Source organism: Butyrivibrio proteoclasticus P6B7, from assembly GCF_000622085.1.
Lineage (GTDB): Bacteria > Bacillota > Clostridia > Lachnospirales > Lachnospiraceae > Butyrivibrio > Butyrivibrio proteoclasticus_A.
In genome coordinates this window covers 84466-101938 of the sequence record NZ_JHWL01000014.1, presented here as the reverse complement: position 1 = coordinate 101938, position 17473 = coordinate 84466, and the positions used below count along the sequence as shown (strand labels likewise).

The window sequence follows — 17473 nt, the reverse complement described above, 5'->3', positions numbered from 1 at the left end:
AAGGTGAGCAGACAGCTTGCTGACTATGCAAGGGATAACCATGTAGACATAGTGGTGATGGGACATAACACATACCAGAAAAAGGAAATAGGTATAGGACATGTCAATAACCAGAACTTTGTGCAGATACCAATGCTGATATTTGCAGACATGCTCAGATACAAACTTGCTGAATATGGTATAAGGTTTGTCCTTACAGAAGAAAGCTACACATCAAAGGCAGACTACCTTGCAAAGGACTATATCCCTGTATATAAAAAGAATGCGAAGGATAACCCCACTTTTTCAGGAAAGCGGATACAGAGGGGACTATACAGGCACTACGATGGTACAATAACAAATGCAGACATAAATGGAGCAGCAAACATCTTAAGAAAAGTATTCCCAAAGGTAAGCCAATGGGATAGGGGCATAGTGGACATGCCCTGTTCTGCAGGGTGCGTAGAGCATCCTGCATGTTCATGCCGCCATGCGGCATAACAGAAACCCTTTCCGACGTGGAGTTGGTGAGGGTAGTTCATGGAACACGCAGCTTCAGTTTACGGCGCCCATACCTTTGAAGGGGAATGTGCAAAAGAAAATGTGGGAAGCGGAAAAGTTTTGCAGAAACTGGGAATGAAATACGACCACAGTTCATCTTATACAAAGCATGACGGCAGTGCCACATATGAATCAGATGTCTACGTTTTGGAATTAGAGAAATGACCATGGAAAAGAACCAAAGAATAATTTACGGAATACATACAGATAATGAAGGTCGCTGCGTCCACTACCACAGCGAAGTTGATGTGGTAGCTAATATGTGTGCTATGTGCCACAAATTCTATGCCTGCTACAAGTGCCATGATGAACTGGAGGACCACCCATTTGAACCGGTGGAATCAGACGAAGAGGCAACAGCAATGTGCGGTGCCTGCGGCAAGCTCTATAGCTACAAGGAGTACGCATGCCTTTCAAAGTGCACTGGATGCGGTCATGAGTTCAATCCCAGATGTGCGCTGCACAAATCTATCTATGCTAGAACATCAGATACATGATAGAACTAGTCCAAGATAATAAAAAGATACATACAGATAATACAATGATATGCAGAATTAAGAGAGGAAACACATGACAATCGAAAAATCCTGCGGAGCCGTAGTATACACCAAAGAAAACGGCAACATCCGCTATTTACTAATACAGAACCTTGTTGGAGTATATGGTTTTCCCAAGGGCCACATGGAAGGGGACGAAACTGAGATCCAGACAGCACTTCGCGAAGTAAATGAAGAAGTTGGACTGGATGTTGAGCTTATTGAAGGCTTTAGAACTACAGATTCACACCCGATTCCACAAAGGGATGATGTGATAAAAGATATTACATATTTCCTGGGCTACTACGAGGACCAGACTCCAGTTTACCAACAAGAGGAGTTAACCAGCGCTAAGCTTTATTCATTCGAAGAGGCAATAGCTCTTTTCCAATATGAGAGCACTAAAAGAATACTGACAGAGGCGAATGAATTTCTTTTATCGCAGAAATAAATAACCATGGAGGGATAAATGAGAAAGTTTTGGGGTTTTTATCAGAATGAATCATATAGTGTAGGCTGCAATGGGGGAACAGTGTATGTATATGACAAAGATGGCACTGAATTAGCTAAATTCAAGGATTTTCCATATGCATATAGAGCAGCATTTATGCCAGGTAAGAATACTATTGTTGTAAAATCCACGGAAGGCATTCTGGGAGTTTATGATTTAGATTCTCTTAGTCTTGTAAAAAAGATTGTTGTTACCAGGATCGGCGCACAGGATGAAGGATTTTGCTTTTCTCCTGACGGAAAGCTCTTTTACAATATTGAAAAACCTATAGACTCTACAAGAACTCAGTTGGCTGTTTATGAGACTAAGTCATTTACTAAAGTGGACTCTTTATTTGCTGAGAATACCAAAATGGTGCTTGATTACCTGGAGTTTGATGATGAAACGGGCGCGTGCTATGTGCTGGGGTTCATGCGCGATGGAGAGGGGATATTTGACTATGGCTTTCTTGCAGTGTTTAACCCTGAAAGTCGTGCTATACAAGATATTCATGCAATTGATGAAAAGAAGTATGATCATCTTATGTGGTATAAAAGATGGGAATTGAGTGGTTTTACTGAAAAGGCATTACCATTAGATCCAGAAAATTACACAGAAAAAACAAGTTTAAAAGATGCTTTTGAAGATGTATTGAGAGATAAAAGATAATAGCAGGTGTTGAAATGTATTCAGAGATAATAATTTGCCTTAAAGATTCTACGGACGATATTTTCGATAAGCAAGTGAATATGTTAAAGGAACGCCATCATGCGAAGATACAGCGACTTGATGTAAGGGAAGCGGATGATTACATAAAGAATTGTTCATCGGAAGCTCTTTTTATAAGTGATGATGAAGAGTTGCTATCTAAGGCTAAACAATTCGGGATATCCACCAACAGCCCTGTTGCCATGCGTGAATCATACATGAAAGCCATGGAGATGCTTAAAGCTATGGGGATGGAGGGCTCTGACTTAGAATTTGATTCACATAGAAAGGTATTCATAGATTCAAACACAGGGAATACTATTTCTTGACCCCGCCCCAAGGGCATGCATTAACATTACCTACATAGTAATTACCGGCACATGCCGGGGAGTGTATGAATGGAGGTATGTATATGGGAACAAAAAACTGTATTGGCTGCGCAATTGCTAAGGGAGACCTTATTCCACCTGGCGGCGCCATTTATGAAAGCGGAAATATGATTCTGGCTGCGGATCCGGAGATTCCGATACCTGGATTCCTTATCATAACCTTGAAGAGACATGTTAGCTCTTTTGCCCAGTTATACAGGGAAGAGTGGACGGAGATGGGCGACGTGATAGCAAGGGCTGAGAACGCGTTAAAAGAGCTAAATCTGACAAAAGAGATCACGCTGGTCCAGGAAGAGCGTTCCAGTCACTTCCACGTATGGATATTCCCACACAAGGACTGGATGGAAGAAAAGTTCGGAAAGGGCGTAAGCTCCATAAGGGATATTTCAAGGTACGCCATGGAGAACGCCACAGAAAGGGACTGGGAAGAAGTCGCAAGGACGGCAGAAGATATCAGAGAGTTATTTGAGCTCGAAAGCAAAAGAGCTGTCTGATTCATTGATGAGAATTGCTAGAAAAACTATTGTAGGGGAATTGAAACAATGAGCATAAATGACAAATCAGAAGATATGATCAAGCTCCCAGAGCGCCTTTCAAGGACTACCATCTATGAAAGCGACTACGTGAGCCTATATACAGATAGAGTGAAACTGCCTAGCGGCCAGATAATCGAGAAGTATCACCAGATTCATTATCCGCATCAGGGTGTGTCCATCGTGATCTTCAACGACAAGGACGAAATCCTGATGATAAGAGAGATGCGCTATTCCGCAGGCCGCCTTGAATGGGAGATTCCTGCTGGTGGCGTGGAAGAGGGCGAAGCAATAGAAGACGCCGCAAGGCGCGAAGCCATGGAAGAGACTGGCTGCACCATCAAGGACCTTAAGTTCCTGTGCTCCCAGACCCCGTCCAATGGAATGACTGACCAGGTAATGCATGTTTTTGGTGCCAAGGTTGACTCCGAGGGCACCATCAAGGATGTGGACGAAGTGGCTGGCAAGGTCTGGATGTCTATCGATCAGGTAAAAGAGCTACTAAGGAAAAATGAGACTAAAGATGGCATCGCAATTCTTGCAATTCTGTTTGCGTTGGAGTTCTACGCGCGCTAAGTATCAAAATCACCAGAATACTAGAAAATATTATATTTGTAATTTGAAATTAACATGGAGATTGAATTTAACAATGAACAACAAATCCTTTGATTCAAAGAGAATTGCCCTTGGCTACGCCAAAAGGCCCTGGCTTCATAAGCAGGTTATAGAGCAGCTTCTTAGAGACTGTGGACTTAGTAGTGACCATAAATTCAATAACGGTCTGGATGTTGGGTGCGGTGCCGGCCTTTCAACCAAGGCCCTTCGCCTTATTTGTCACAGGGTTACAGGAACAGATATTGCTGATGCCATGGTTGAAGTCTGCACTGAGCTCTACGGCGAGGACAAGGCATATGACTTCTATGTTGCCAAGGCAGAGGAGACCTTAGCTCCAGATAACAAGTATGATATAGTTACAGCTGCCGGCTGCATCAACTGGGTAGATGAAAAGAAATTCATGGCTAACATGAGCGATGTTCTTGAGGATGGCGCTCTTATCGTCATCTACGACTTTGGAATCACAGACAAGATGCGTGGTAACACTGCTTACACCGATTGGTACCAGAACCAGTATCTTGCTAAGTTCCCTAAACCGCCAAGAAAAGAGAACAAGTGGACTCAGGAAGATCTCATAGATGGATTCACCATGGAGAAGCAGACCGACTATGAGATGGAATATTCATTTAAACTTGATGAATTTGTAGAATTCATGCTGATTCAGTCCAATGTAAATGCCAAGATAGAGGATGGCACCCTTTCCCCGAAGGAAGCCCGAAGCTGGATGAAGGAATCTCTTTTGCCAATCTTTGGAGATGAAAAGAAGAGATTAGTCTTCTACGGTTATAGCTGGTACATTCGTAAGTTCCTTAGAAGTGACCGAATATACAAACTTAAGGAAAATGCTTTTACGAGATGGATATTTTAGAATTTCACTAGAAGCTCTTATGAGAGATTTTTACGCTAAAATATAAATATATTAACTACATTTTAAAAATATGATTATATATATACAGCGTTAGAAGGAGATATCTAAAAAGGTGGAGTGGATATATTAATGGCGAAGAAACATAATAAAACATTAGTAATAAAATACTTGCTAACATATATATGTGTATATATAATGTATTGTGTTCATTAAATTGAGCTTCAGTAAGGCATATTTTTCCATTTTTTTGAAAGTTGATCTTAATGATATTGGTTCATAATCTGGCAAGTCAAGGGATTTGCTAGAAGGAGATTTTTATCTATAGCCAAAAATAAATGATTTACATTTATTTTTATAAATTAAAGACATGGGAGACTTAAAATGAAGAAAAAACTTATGGCACTACTCTTAGCTACAATAGTCATTGCATCAGGTTGTGGTGCAGAAGACGAACCGGATGAAAAAGATTTTGAGGTCAGTGAATCAGAGGAGGAATCTGGGGAAGATATAGAAGATGATAACTCAGTCTCGGACAGTGATACTGAAGTATCAGAAGATGGTATCAAGCTTGAAGGAAAATACACTGATGGTCGTGAAACCTGGGTATTCAGTGGCGATGAGGCTACATACTACGAAGCAGGTCTTGAATATACAGCAAATTTTAAAATCGAGAACGATGAGTTTATCTTGGATGTAGATACTGTTGAGATGTCCGAAGCAAGTATAGATTATAAAAAATCACGTTTTAAAAAGAGCGATGATGAAATTGATAGTGCTATCTCAATATTCAAGAAACATTGGGAGGATCCCGAAAAAATAGAATATGATGAAAAAAATAATACCTTAACTTTCGGGAACAGCACTTACTATTACGCAGAGAACTATGATCTTGGGCCAAACGGCGTATATACACGCGAAGATATAGACAATATCACTATTACTTTTGAGGATGGTGAATTAATCTTCGTTGATAAAGATGGCAAAAAATCAACTTTCCCATACAACTGTTTCCTAAAAAACGACGAAGTTTACATCAATTTCTATAATGTTGATTTTTGGGATTCATATTTCTGTGAAGTATACTCTCATGAACCAATTAAATATGTAGATGCGAATGAGATTGTTTTTGAAACTTTTCCTGAAAATATTACATTTAAGAAGTAAGGGAATCTGAGGATTATAATATGCGAAATAGCGACCCACGGTAGTGTCGTAAAATTCCTGCAAAAGTTGTATATGTCAGGAATCGTTCAAATCGGAAAGACTATCTTTGCCTGATTTCCACAAACGTAAACATAGATGAGGAAGAAATCATCCGTATTTACTCAAAGCGCTGGCAGATAGAGGTAGGAGGTACAAACATTGCTGTATATTTTGATGGTGATATGCGCTATCTCAATGGGAGTATACCTTTATTATGAGACCAGGCAAAAGTATGTTATCGCTGTTATTTTAAAGGGCGTTGCATCTCTTTGCTTTGTTACTTGTGGAATTGTCTGCAGCAAGGGTTCCATGCTGGAGAATATGGTGCTTTGCGGCCTGATTCTTGGTGCAATAGCAGATGTTTTTTTGAACCTCAGATATGTATCTGAGAAAAACGGGAAGCTGATATTCATAATGGGAATTCTGGTTTTCTTGGCAGGACATATCGTATATCTGGCTTCAATGCTGACATTGTCCGTTAACTGGCCACTTAGCATGGCAGTTGGTGCAGTACTGGCAGCATGCCTCATCACATGGCTGTTTAAGGTTATCTCAGCGGATCGGTCATTTAAGGCTCTGGGAGTTGTTTATCTCGGCGCCATAGTTTTACTTAACGCAGTGGCAGTTGGCAACACCATATCCCAACCATCTGCATTTAGAGGAGCCTTCGCCACAGGGGCATTTTTGTTCCTGGTAAGCGATATTGTCCTTATCATCAATGTCTTTGGAGATAAATACAGGCAGAGTTTCAGAATCATCAATACAATCCTTTACTATGGAGGGCAGATGATCATAGCCATGAGCCTTTTGTTATTGTGATATATTAAAGAACTATTAAATACCCGGCAGTGCACTTGTGGCACTGCTTTTTTATGATATAGGAAATTTCTCCGAAATTCCTATATCATAAAAAAACGCTCCGCTATGGATGCGACTGAAATAGCAATAGACGAGGCCTGGCGTCTTAATGTATAATAAAAACCTGCGTGTTTAGTGCATTTGAGAAAAATATAATATGGAAGGAGTGATGAAAATGGCTAAGCAGAATATTTTTGACAACGAGACCTTCTTTGAGGGGTACAAGACTATAAGGGATAAGGAAGGTAATGCGAATAATTTATTCGAGATACCAGCACTATTTTCATTACTTCCTGATCTTAAGGGTAAGAGCGTACTGGACCTTGGCTGCGGCTTTGGTGAGCACTGCGTTGAGTTTGTGAATAAGGGTGCTTCAAAGGTGGTTGGTATCGACATTTCCGAGAAGATGCTTGAGGTGGCAAAGAAGGAGAACTCTAACCCTGCCATCACCTACATGCTTCTTCCCATCGAAGATATCGAGAAGGTTGAGGGCAAGTTTGACCTTGTCATCAGTTCTCTAGCCTTCCACTACGTTGAGGATTTTGATGGTGTGGTTAAAAAGATATATGACAAACTTAATGAAGGTGGCAGATTTATCTTTTCCCAGGAGAACCCTATAAATACCACCTACAGCGGAGAACGTCCTCGTTGGACAAGAGATGAGAACGGTAAAAAGATCTACGTTAATCTTGCAAACTACGCAAGGGAGGGAGAGCGCGAGTCAGAGTGGTTTGTTGAAGGTATAAAGAAATATCACCGTATGTTCTCGACTATCGTTAATACTTTGGCTGAGAACGGCTTTATTATTGAGAAGATGATCGAGCCTATCCCAACAGATGAGATTCTTGAGAAGTTCCCAGATCAGGACGACCTTTTCCATAAACCGGATTTTCTTTTGGTGAAGTCAAAGAAGAACTAAGGGGGGTTACCGGTGATGTTCTAGAGTTATTTGCGAAGGACAAAGAAAGTCTCGAAAAGAGGATCATTGAATATCGAAAGGTGTTAGGAGATTAAGAACTAAATTGAGTATTGACTTCGCCCTTGGGGCATACATTAAACTCATGATTGTCACCTGAGATATTCAGTTAGTAAAGATCAAATCTATAATCTATGGAATTGTTAGTACATTTCATATTGATCATATCAGTGACAAATCATAAGACACAAGGAGACAGTAAGTATGAAAATGGGTAGCAGCAACGATAAGGACGCAGTACAGGAACAGTACGCATCATCTAAGAGCCTTGATATCAGACTCAACTTCCACAATATGTATTCAACAAACAAGATGGGCTTTGGCCCATGGCTTGTTTCTAATTATGAGATAAAAGAGGGTATGAAGGTCCTTGAACTTGGCACTGGCACAGGTAGCATGTGGGTTGGACATGACGACCTTGTAGCTAGGTGCGATAAGCTTGTTCTTTCTGACTTTTCAGAAGGCATGCTTGAAACTGCCAAGAAGAACGTGGGAGAGCGTGCAAACGTAGAATTCAAGCAGATCGATGTTCAGAACATCCCTTATGAAGATAGCTCTTTTGACATAGTAATTGCCAACATGATGCTCTATCACGTGCCTGACATCAACAAGGCAGTCAGCGAGATCAGAAGAGTCCTTAAGGACGACGGCGTGTTCTATAGTGCAACATACGGAGAGCACAATTTCAACGACATTATTGCTGAGTGGTTTGGAATTATCGGTGAGAACTACGATCCTAACCATCTCTTTACACTTCAGAACGGGGGCGCTGTTCTGGAAAAAGAGTTTGCGAAGGTTGAGGTACGCCGCTATCAGGATTCACTTCATATCACAAAGGTGGACGATCTTGTTGAGTACCTCCAGAGTCTTAAGGCTCTCCACGGTATTGGGACTTTGGGTAAAGACAAAATGTTTGAAATGTTGGAACCTCATGTTGAAAATGGCGCTATCGATCTTCAGAAGGAGTACGGAACTTTCGTTGCCTTTGGGCGCGCGTGATTGCTACATGATTTAATTATCTAACAGATTCAGAGGTGTTTATGACCGATAAAAAGACCTACGAAGAAATGTATGAACTGATATTAAAGACTGCCACAGAGGATGACAGGATCCGCGCGGCAACCATGGAGGGCTCAAGGGTTACTCCTGGTGCCAAGCGCGATGATTTCTCTGACTTTGACATTACATTCTTTGTTTCAGACATCAGGGAATTCACCAGGGATAAGGACTACATGAAGCGCTTTGGCGACATCCTTATCATGCAGACTCCTGACGATTACTATGAGGAGCCCTATGACTATGACGGTCATGGCCGCTTTGCTTTCCTTACACAGTACAAGGATGGCAACAGGATTGACCTGACATTCATTGATGTGTCTGATATTCATGATCAGATTTCTTTTAACGAGCCCAGGACAGTTCTTATCAATAAGGACAACTTCCCTGAGTTAAAAGAGATTACTTCTGACGAGGCCTTTTTGATCAAGAAGCCAAGCGAGTTTGAGTTCTTTAACACCGTTAATGAATTCCGCTGGATCAGTAACTACGCTACAAAGGGGCTTTGCCGCCATCAGTTCTACTATGCAAGATTCTCCATGGAATATCTTATGATGAATATGTTCATGAAAATGATGAACTGGAAGATTGGCATAGATAATGACTTCAAGGTCACAACAGGCGTGTTCTCCAAGTATTTAAACAAGTACTTATCCGAGGATGAGATGAAGCGCTTTGAAGGCATCTTTGCAAAAGGTGACTTCGAAGATATGTGGGACAAACTCTTTCTCTTGTACGAATACTTCGAGGAGCTTTCTATCTACGTTGCTGGCAAATTGGGATTCCCACTTGACCTCGAGGAGTCTAAGAATGTCAGGGAGTTCATGGAAGAGAGACGCAGAAGTGTTTCCGATAAATAATGAGCAGTATAATGTTGGAGGGAAACAAAATGGAATACATCTACGAAATGCCAGCTAAAATGCTGGAAGAGTCAGACAAGAAAGGAACAGTGGAGCTTTTAGAGTATGAGTCTAAAACCTATGACGACGCTAATAGACCTCTTAATAAAAAGGCTTTAGTATACCTTCCATATGGTTATGACAAGGCAGTAAAGTACAACGTTCTCTACCTTTTACACGGCGGCGGATGCACCTATGACTACTGGTTTAAGCTCTTTCCTGATACAGTTAAGATCCTTGATAACATGATGGCTAATGGGGTTTGCAAGCCATGTATCGTTGTAACACCTACCTTTTATCATGACGATGCAGATACCAAGGTTCACGATGAATCAAGATGCGAGAACTTCCAGTTTGAGATAAGGAACGACCTTTTACCTGCAGTAGAGGCTAAGTATTCAGTTTATTCTGGAGCAGAAGCCCGTGACCACAGAGCCTTCGCAGGACTTTCACTTGGTTCAATGACAACCTATAGAGCTGCCTTCTACAACAACTATGATCTCTTTGCTTACTATGGCCCATTCTCAGGCTGCTGCGGACCTTTCGGCGACCATGAGGTTGAGGTGGAGCGTATAATCAAGACTGTAACTGAGGGAAAAGAGAAGGGCCTTGACCTTAAATTCATGTTCTGCGGAAACGGAGACAAGGACATCGCCTTTGAAGAGCACAAGGACATCATGGAGAAGGTTGTTGCTAAGTGCGATCTGTTTAAGAAGGACGAGAACTACGACTTTTACATAATCCCTGGCGGAGTACACGACATCAACGCATGGCACCTTCATCTGTATCATGCACTTCAGGTGTTCTTTGAGAATTGATCATTTTAGGGTTGAAATGGTGCATCAATGCTGATACACTAGGGTATGTAGGAAATTTCCACACAAAATAACGAAGAAAGCGAGGTACATTTAATAATGAGTGCAACTAAATTTGAGATTGTAACTGAATATTGTGTAATGGCCTCGGTATGTGCTTTTTGAAATTAGTGCGGATTATTTGTATTTCTACACTTTTATAATTTGAATTTATAGCCGTGGCTTTCTCGCCGCGGCTTTTTGTTCTGTAATATGATGCGTTCTGCAAATCGATTACATAAGATCATTCATACCGATTCCCTTACACAAACTAAATTGTAATGACAATAAGCAAGCTCCCAGTAGGCGCTTGCTGGCTTAAAGTGAATAAAACGGAGAATAAAACAATGAATACAACAAACAATCAAAGCAAACAAGAAAAACTAGGCAGAATCTCTGAGATTCAGAAGAACAGCTATACTATCAGGTACATGGGAAAAGATATCCCGGCTAAGCTCAAGGGCTCTTTTTACGAGAAAGAAGCGCAGGAGCTACCGGTTGTGGGAGATTACGTCCACTTTAACATCAATCCAATCGGTGATTCACAGATAGTATCCGTCTGTGAAAGAAAGAGCTTCCTCCAAAGGCCAGACCAGGCCAAAACTGCAACGATGCAGTACATGGTGGCTAACGTAGACTACACCTTTATCATAACCTCACTTAACGAGGACTACAGCTACAATCGAATAGCCAGATATGCCAGCGTTGCCCTAAACGGCGGCTCCACACCAGTTGTGGTTCTTACTAAGTCAGATCTTTGCAACAACACCGGTCGCTACATAAGAGAAGTTGAGACCATTTCAGACAAGGTGCATGTTCACGCCATTTCTGCCATCTACGACATCGGCCTTGATGAGCTTGAACAGTACATGACGGAGGGAACCACCATCTGCCTTATGGGCTCATCAGGTGCAGGTAAGTCTACGCTTATAAACGCTCTTGCGGGAAAAGAACTAATGAAAACCAGCTCTATTCGTGAGTCCGACGACACTGGTCGCCACACAACTACGCACAGACAGCTCATTGAACTCGATAACGGAGTGTCCATCATTGATACTCCCGGCATGCGTGAACTTGGTATGGCCATGAACGAAGAGGGCATCGGAGATACCTTTGAGGACATAAAAGAGCTTGAGATGTGCTGCAAATTCAGTGACTGCAAGCATGATACCGAGCCTGGCTGCGCAATAAAGGCGGCAATCGAAGATGGCTCTTTATCCTATGACAGATACATGCTCTATCAGAACCTATCCATGGAGAACCAGCGCAACTACGCCAAGAAGAAAACAATCTCCAAGTGGGCTAAACAGGCTAAGAAATTTAAAGACAGGAACAATTCTTTGGTGTGATAGGTGACCTTTATAACAGGCTATCAGATTTGGTTAATTTTAAAGTGCAGTATGTTGGGACATAATATTATCAGGAGGAACAAATATGCCAAACATACTTGCTTTTGGAGATTCGAATACTTGGGGCCTGATGCCTGGAACTGATAAAAGATATCCCTGGGGCGTCCGCTGGACAAGCCTTGTACAGGAACGTTTACAGAACTACCGAGTAATTGAGGAAGGCCTGTGCGGAAGAACGACAGTCTTTGATGACAAGCTAAGACCTTTTAGAAATGGTGCAGAGGTGCTGCCGCTTTCAATTGAGACTAATTACCCATTGGACGCAGCGATAATCATGCTTGGAACCAATGATTGCAAAAAGATCTTCAACGCCAGCGCCCATGTAATTGGAAAGGGTCTTGAGCTCTGCATTTCCGAACTTGAAAAGAGCCTTGCACCTGAAAAGATCCTGGTGATATCACCTATCGCCCTTGGCGAAGAGGTCTGGCTTCCTGAAAAAGATCCTGAATTTGATGTATCCTCGATCCTTACAAGCAGGCAGCTTAAGAAGGAGTATGAGACAATCGCCCTTCGCCACGGTAATCAATTCCTTGCTGCATCTGATTATGCCAAGGCAAGTACCATCGACGATGAGCATCTAGATGAAGGCGGCCACAGAATCCTGGCAGAGGTGGTTCTTGGAAAGCTTTCCGAGATGGGAATATCAAGTAAGATTCCATATAGTGCGTGATATAAGTGAATTGGATATAGTAAAAGAGCTATCTCTTTGATGTAGACTTGAATTCTGAGTCTATTAGAGAGATAGCTCTTTTTACATTTCGTGCATCAATTAAAATATAGGTATTGACTTGGCCCTAGGGGCAAAGTTTAAGATTACTACAGTAATCAATTGGTTATTTGATATAATTCATATCAAACGAATTCTGGTTTGAACCAAAAGAACATAAAACTAAAGGGGAATGATTTATGTCCTTTCAAATGACTCACTTAGAAATTGCATACAGATTGGCTCAAAAGCTCAGTATCGATGAAGGCCTTGCGGAATTCATCCTGGGCTCTGTGGTTCCTGACTCGGTTCATTTTAGAGATGATTTTTGCTTTGAACACAAGGTTCACAGTCACTGCTTTGAAGAGTGCGGAAGCTGGGGCGATACCAGGGACTACGAAAGATGGCTTCGCAATATCAAGGAGTTCTGGGATAAGTTTGGCGAGGGCGAAACAGATGTTAAAAGAAAAATGTACATACTTGGCATCTGTGTTCACTGCTACACCGACTACTGGAATGACCTTCTTATCTGGAGAGCTCTTCAAAAGGAGTACTTGCCTACAATGACTCTTGATCAGTTCCGGGGCGAGTATTACCCAGAAGCTAAGCTTGTCGATAAGTGGCTGTATCAAAATAGCTCTTTTACCAAGGAAATATTCAGACTAATGAATGAGGCAGACGACCTTGAAATACCGGGCTACATCAACAAGGAAGACATCCTTAAGATGAAGGACCACCTCACAAACGTACAGTATGACATTCCGGAGAAGCTCAGCACATCTGGATTTAAGTACTATCCTTCGGAGAAGATACTGTGGTTTGTAGACACGGTGACGGAGAGAGTTGCTGGGATGATAGGAGAATACGTATGAAAGAAGAAATGACATCTGGGGAGATTGCCAAGAAGGCGGGGGTATCGCCTAAGGCTCTTAGAATCTATGATGAAAAGGGCCTTCTTAAGCCGGTTGCTTATTCAGAGGGCAACTACAAGCTCTACAACAAAGAATCCCTAATGATACTTGAAAAGATAATAGCACTAAAGCACGTGGGCTTCAGCCTAGAGGAAATCAAGGAAAGCCTTGAAAATGATGAGCAGGAGTCCATCGCAGATACGCTCAGGAAGCAGCTTGAACTTATGGAGAAAAAGATCTATGAACTTCAGAAGTCTGCCCAGTGCATCAAGTCTGCCTTGGCTCGCCTGGATGAGAATCCTGACTGGGACGACGTTGCTGACATGATCAAGAAGATGGAGATGAGCCAGGGCGCAGATGAGAGGCGCTACTTTGCCAAGGATCACGCAGCTGACGGCATTGAGTGGTACAACAAGATCTTTGATTCTCTCGATTTTCAGGAGGGACAAAGAGTTCTTGATCTTGGCTGTAGCTACGGCCTTTTGTGGCGCGAGAACCTTGATAGGATCCCTGAGAATTTCACTGTTCAGGGCGTAGACATCCACGGAAACTGGGGCGATGTTCTGGATAAGGACCTGCCTGAGATTAAGGCTGCTTTCCCGGATTCATCGGATATTAATCTAATGTTCAGTAACCTTGAATATGAGGAGACCTGGAAGGAGATCCGTAAGAAAAAGTATTCAAGGATCGTGGCTCATTACCTGATGACTTACCTTAACGATTTTGACACTTTCCTTGCCAATGTGGCTTCTGTTCTTAAGAAGGATGGTTTCTTTTCGGTCAATTACTTCGGCAACAGCAAGGAATATGATTATTGGATAAAAGAACTTGATCAGATGGGTGTAGACAGCTCTTTTGCCAAGGCTCGTAAACAGGAAATCAAGGACATGCAGGATGGGTTCTTAGCTCTTTTATCCAAGTATTTCCAGGAAGTGGATATAGACTATCTTCCTTGCCCTATGAGCTTTAAGACTGCTAAGGAGCTGTACGACAGGCTCCTTACCAAGTATCCGGCGGGAGAAAAGACGATTGAAGCAAATAAAGACACAATCATGAAGCATTTCGATGACAAGCTTCAGAAGGACAAGGATGTTGTGGTAGATATCGACAGTGCTTTCTACCATTGTTATTTATGATTTAAAAGAACTATGACGATTTTGTAGAAAAAGTATCTTCGATTATTCTTGATAGAATTAACAAAATGCACATTTTAATTGCATGATGGAGGAATGAATTATGGCATCTTGGATGGTACATCTTAGAATTGCAGATAATCTTTTGAAAAGTTTAGAAAAACTTGATAAGACGGCATTTGTTCTTGGAAATATTGCACCTGACTCAGGTATTCCTAATGAGGACTGGACAGAATACAATCCGCCTAGATATGTGTCGCACTATAATCCTGATCCGGAAAGTAAGGACTTAATTGAGATAGACAGATATCTTAGAGATTACTTTTCGGCGGAAAAAGTCAAAGATTATAACCTGCGTCAGTATTCGTTTTTTCTAGGCTATTTCACACATCTTCTTACAGATATTGAATGGACTAGGGCTGAACATAATGACTGGGGCTGCGATGAATTTACTGCTAAGAGATTAGGGATTTCTTTTGAAAAATTAATCAGAGCTCATAAAGATGACAGATATGATCTGGATTATAAATACTTAAAGGAACACCCGGATTTTGATGCATTTCTTACATATGAAAGGGCTTCGGACGAAGATCTTGATAATGATCTGATGGATGAATTTCCGAAAAATGCCTTCCAGGACAGAAGAGGCTATATATGTGGACTGTATAGAAGCGACTACCACGGTGATTTGAGCCGAGAATTTAAATATCTTACCCAAAAGAACTATGACGATTTTGTAGAAAAAGTATCTTCGATTATTCTTGATAGAATTAACAAAATGCACATTTTAATTGCATGATGGAGGAATGAATTATGGCATCTTGGATGGTACACCTTAGAATTGCAGAAAGACTTTATGAAAATATAGGCGATCTTGATAAGACTGCGTTTATACTTGGTAATATTGCACCAGATTCTGGAGTTCCTAATGAGGACTGGACTGTGTTCACGCCACCAGGAACAGTGACGCATTTTAGGACAGATCCTAGTAGGAAAACATTTATTGATGTAGATAAGTTTGTAAGTGATTATTTCACAGAAGACAAGATTAAGGGCTATAACGTGCGTCAGTACTCGTTCTTCCTGGGATATTTAACTCACCTTCTTACAGACGTTGAGTGGACCAGGGCTGCCCACAATGACTGGCACTGCGACGAATCAGACGCAGAGAAGCTTGGAATTTCTTACAATGAGCTTGTCTGGACACACAAGGCAGACTGGTACGATCTTGACTTCAAATATTTAAGAGATCATCCTGACTTTGACGCGTTTCTTACATATGAGAATGCCAGCGAAGAAGAGATTGATAACGACTTGATGGAAGTGTTCCCTAGGGACGCCTTCCAGAACAGAAGAGTCTACATCTGCGGTTACTATAGAAGCGATAACCACGGCGAGCTTGACCGTGACTATCAATACCTCACGCAAAAGAACTATGAGGGCTTTGTGGATTGTGCGTGTGATGTGATATTGAACAAGTTGAAGCAGTCTGCGGCCAGAATAGCTTGAATTTATCGGCATTATCAGTACAATTAAAAGAGTAGTGCAGTAGGTAACGATGCTACCTACTGCATTTTTTGTTTCAACTGCTGAAAGACTGAAGAATAAGATTGTTGTGGGGAATAATGAATGGGGACAATTAAAGATTACAGAAATATGTTAGAACAGCCCTGGGGAAGGATGTTCTATGACATAATTTACAGGCAATTAGATATCCCAAATGATAAGCGGGCTAAGATATTAGACTTCGGAGCAGGCTTTTGTTTGACTTCTAACCATTATGCCAAGTATCACGAAGTCACAGCTATAGAGCCAAATGAGGATATGTACAGCCTCAGGGTTAAGGATAATGATTATGAATTGGTAACACAGGGAATAGAGTATTTGGAGTGTATTCCTGATAATACCTATGACTATGTTATTTGTCATAACGTTTTAGAGTATGTTGAAGACGCTGCTGGCGTGCTTAATGAGATTGTCAGGGTTCTGAAGCCGGGCGGCAGATTATCAATTGTTAAACACAATGAATTAGGAAAGGTTCCTGCTTATGCGGTTTTAAATGATAATCCTAAGGCGGCTCTGGATGTTCTGAATGATCATAATGCGGAAAGCACTGCTTTTGGTGATAGAAACCTTTATAACAACGATCAGCTTGAGAACTTGTTGGCAGACACAATGAAACTAACTAACGTTTTTGGTATAAGGTCATTGTTTGGCCTCTCATCCAATAACGACATCAAGTTTAGCGATGATTGGTATCAGCCAATGCTTGAGCTGGAAATAAAAGCTGATGCTATGGATGAGTTTAAGAGGATAGCTTTTTATAATCATCTGATTTTTGAAAAGAACAAGACATAATGAAGGGATTAAAAGGGGAATGGAAATTAAAATAGATCCAATGGGCTTATGGTATCATGGCTCACACCTGGAACTGACAGAGCTTATGGCAGGTAGTACGATAACGCAGTGGAAGGAACTTGCAGAAGCATTTTCTCACAAACCTACAGGCCTTAGTTATGATGATAACGGTGTAATCAGCCACAACGGTAAAGAAAAAGGATATCTATATGTCATTGCTGAACCCATCACAGTAGATGTCGATATATATCAGCATCCAAGAACTGTTATGGATAAGAATGCTGAATTTCTTACAAAAAGACCTTTGCGACTAAAACTGTTATATGAATTAGAAGGGTAATAGGAATGACTAACTGATTTTTAAATATCAGTTTCAAACTACAACCAAACTCAGAAAAAAAGTTGCATGTTCTGAGGATTATCTGGTTGGT

General features: G+C 41.3%; 23 protein-coding genes. All 23 read left to right on the top strand.

Features of this window, described 5'->3' with window-relative positions:
- Positions 1 to 480, top strand: a 480-nt coding sequence (locus T541_RS19435) for an IS200/IS605 family accessory protein TnpB-related protein (protein ID WP_155839502.1), incomplete at its 5' end; no start/stop codon positions are given.
- 39 nt (positions 481 to 519) lie between these two features.
- Complete coding sequence (locus tag T541_RS0111305) at positions 520 to 705, top strand: GNAT family N-acetyltransferase (protein ID WP_026652844.1); 186 nt, start codon at positions 520 to 522, stop codon at positions 703 to 705.
- A gap of 2 nt (positions 706 to 707) precedes the next feature.
- Positions 708 to 1037: a CHY zinc finger protein gene (locus tag T541_RS0111300; RefSeq protein WP_026652843.1), complete on the top strand. Its 330-nt coding sequence runs from the start codon at positions 708 to 710 to the stop codon at positions 1035 to 1037.
- Between the two features lie 73 nt (positions 1038 to 1110).
- Positions 1111 to 1527: a bis(5'-nucleosyl)-tetraphosphatase gene (locus T541_RS0111295; RefSeq protein WP_026652842.1), complete on the top strand. Its 417-nt coding sequence runs from the start codon at positions 1111 to 1113 to the stop codon at positions 1525 to 1527.
- 18 nt (positions 1528 to 1545) lie between these two features.
- The gene (locus tag T541_RS19430) at positions 1546 to 2235 is read left to right on the top strand and encodes a YncE family protein (RefSeq protein ID WP_051538210.1); all 690 of its coding nucleotides are present in this window, start codon (positions 1546 to 1548) and stop codon (positions 2233 to 2235) included.
- A gap of 14 nt (positions 2236 to 2249) precedes the next feature.
- Entirely contained in the window at positions 2250 to 2603 is a 354-nt protein-coding gene (locus T541_RS0111285) for a hypothetical protein (protein ID WP_026652841.1), read from the top strand.
- 83 nt (positions 2604 to 2686) lie between these two features.
- Positions 2687 to 3157 carry an HIT family protein gene (locus T541_RS0111280; protein WP_034466873.1) on the top strand — a complete coding sequence of 157 codons (471 nt, stop codon included), beginning with the start codon at positions 2687 to 2689 and terminating at the stop codon, positions 3155 to 3157.
- A gap of 48 nt (positions 3158 to 3205) precedes the next feature.
- Positions 3206 to 3772, top strand: a complete 567-nt coding sequence (locus tag T541_RS0111275) for an NUDIX hydrolase (RefSeq protein WP_242840774.1) — start codon at positions 3206 to 3208, stop codon at positions 3770 to 3772.
- 73 nt (positions 3773 to 3845) lie between these two features.
- On the top strand, positions 3846 to 4679 hold the full coding sequence (locus tag T541_RS0111270) for a class I SAM-dependent methyltransferase (protein ID WP_026652838.1): 834 nt from the start codon (positions 3846 to 3848) through the stop codon (positions 4677 to 4679).
- Between the two features lie 381 nt (positions 4680 to 5060).
- Positions 5061 to 5843, top strand: coding sequence for a hypothetical protein (locus T541_RS0111265; RefSeq protein ID WP_026652837.1), 783 nt, complete (start codon positions 5061 to 5063; stop codon positions 5841 to 5843).
- Positions 5844 to 6041: 198 nt separating this feature from the next.
- Positions 6042 to 6701, top strand: a complete 660-nt coding sequence (locus tag T541_RS0111260; RefSeq protein ID WP_155839501.1) for a lysoplasmalogenase — start codon at positions 6042 to 6044, stop codon at positions 6699 to 6701.
- 214 nt (positions 6702 to 6915) lie between these two features.
- Positions 6916 to 7659 carry a class I SAM-dependent methyltransferase gene (locus tag T541_RS0111255; protein ID WP_026652835.1) on the top strand — a complete coding sequence of 248 codons (744 nt, stop codon included), beginning with the start codon at positions 6916 to 6918 and terminating at the stop codon, positions 7657 to 7659.
- Between the two features lie 261 nt (positions 7660 to 7920).
- Positions 7921 to 8715, top strand: a complete 795-nt coding sequence (locus T541_RS0111250) for a class I SAM-dependent methyltransferase (RefSeq protein ID WP_026652834.1) — start codon at positions 7921 to 7923, stop codon at positions 8713 to 8715.
- A gap of 41 nt (positions 8716 to 8756) precedes the next feature.
- The gene (locus tag T541_RS0111245; protein ID WP_034466870.1) at positions 8757 to 9632 is read left to right on the top strand and encodes an aminoglycoside 6-adenylyltransferase; all 876 of its coding nucleotides are present in this window, start codon (positions 8757 to 8759) and stop codon (positions 9630 to 9632) included.
- Between the two features lie 29 nt (positions 9633 to 9661).
- Positions 9662 to 10489: an alpha/beta hydrolase gene (locus tag T541_RS0111240; RefSeq protein ID WP_026652832.1), complete on the top strand. Its 828-nt coding sequence runs from the start codon at positions 9662 to 9664 to the stop codon at positions 10487 to 10489.
- A 383-nt stretch (positions 10490 to 10872) separates the two neighbouring features.
- Positions 10873 to 11874 (top strand): ribosome small subunit-dependent GTPase A, encoded by a 1002-nt coding sequence (gene rsgA, locus T541_RS0111235; protein ID WP_051538209.1) that lies wholly within the window; start codon positions 10873 to 10875, stop codon positions 11872 to 11874.
- Between the two features lie 85 nt (positions 11875 to 11959).
- A complete protein-coding gene (locus T541_RS0111230; RefSeq protein WP_026652830.1) occupies positions 11960 to 12604 on the top strand; it encodes a GDSL-type esterase/lipase family protein in 645 nt (214 codons plus the stop codon).
- Between the two features lie 236 nt (positions 12605 to 12840).
- Positions 12841 to 13512: a zinc dependent phospholipase C family protein gene (locus T541_RS0111225; protein ID WP_026652829.1), complete on the top strand. Its 672-nt coding sequence runs from the start codon at positions 12841 to 12843 to the stop codon at positions 13510 to 13512.
- The gene (locus tag T541_RS0111220) at positions 13509 to 14687 is read left to right on the top strand and encodes a MerR family transcriptional regulator (protein WP_026652828.1); all 1179 of its coding nucleotides are present in this window, start codon (positions 13509 to 13511) and stop codon (positions 14685 to 14687) included. The genes T541_RS0111225 and T541_RS0111220 overlap by 4 nt, the downstream gene beginning before the upstream one ends.
- 100 nt (positions 14688 to 14787) lie before the next feature.
- Positions 14788 to 15483 (top strand): zinc dependent phospholipase C family protein, encoded by a 696-nt coding sequence (locus tag T541_RS0111215; RefSeq protein WP_026652827.1) that lies wholly within the window; start codon positions 14788 to 14790, stop codon positions 15481 to 15483.
- Between the two features lie 14 nt (positions 15484 to 15497).
- Positions 15498 to 16193 carry a zinc dependent phospholipase C family protein gene (locus tag T541_RS0111210; RefSeq protein WP_026652826.1) on the top strand — a complete coding sequence of 232 codons (696 nt, stop codon included), beginning with the start codon at positions 15498 to 15500 and terminating at the stop codon, positions 16191 to 16193.
- Between the two features lie 120 nt (positions 16194 to 16313).
- A complete protein-coding gene (locus T541_RS0111205; RefSeq protein WP_026652825.1) occupies positions 16314 to 17042 on the top strand; it encodes a class I SAM-dependent methyltransferase in 729 nt (242 codons plus the stop codon).
- 19 nt (positions 17043 to 17061) lie between these two features.
- Complete coding sequence (locus T541_RS0111200) at positions 17062 to 17382, top strand: hypothetical protein (RefSeq protein ID WP_155839500.1); 321 nt, start codon at positions 17062 to 17064, stop codon at positions 17380 to 17382.
- The last annotated feature ends 91 nt before the right edge of the window (positions 17383 to 17473 follow it).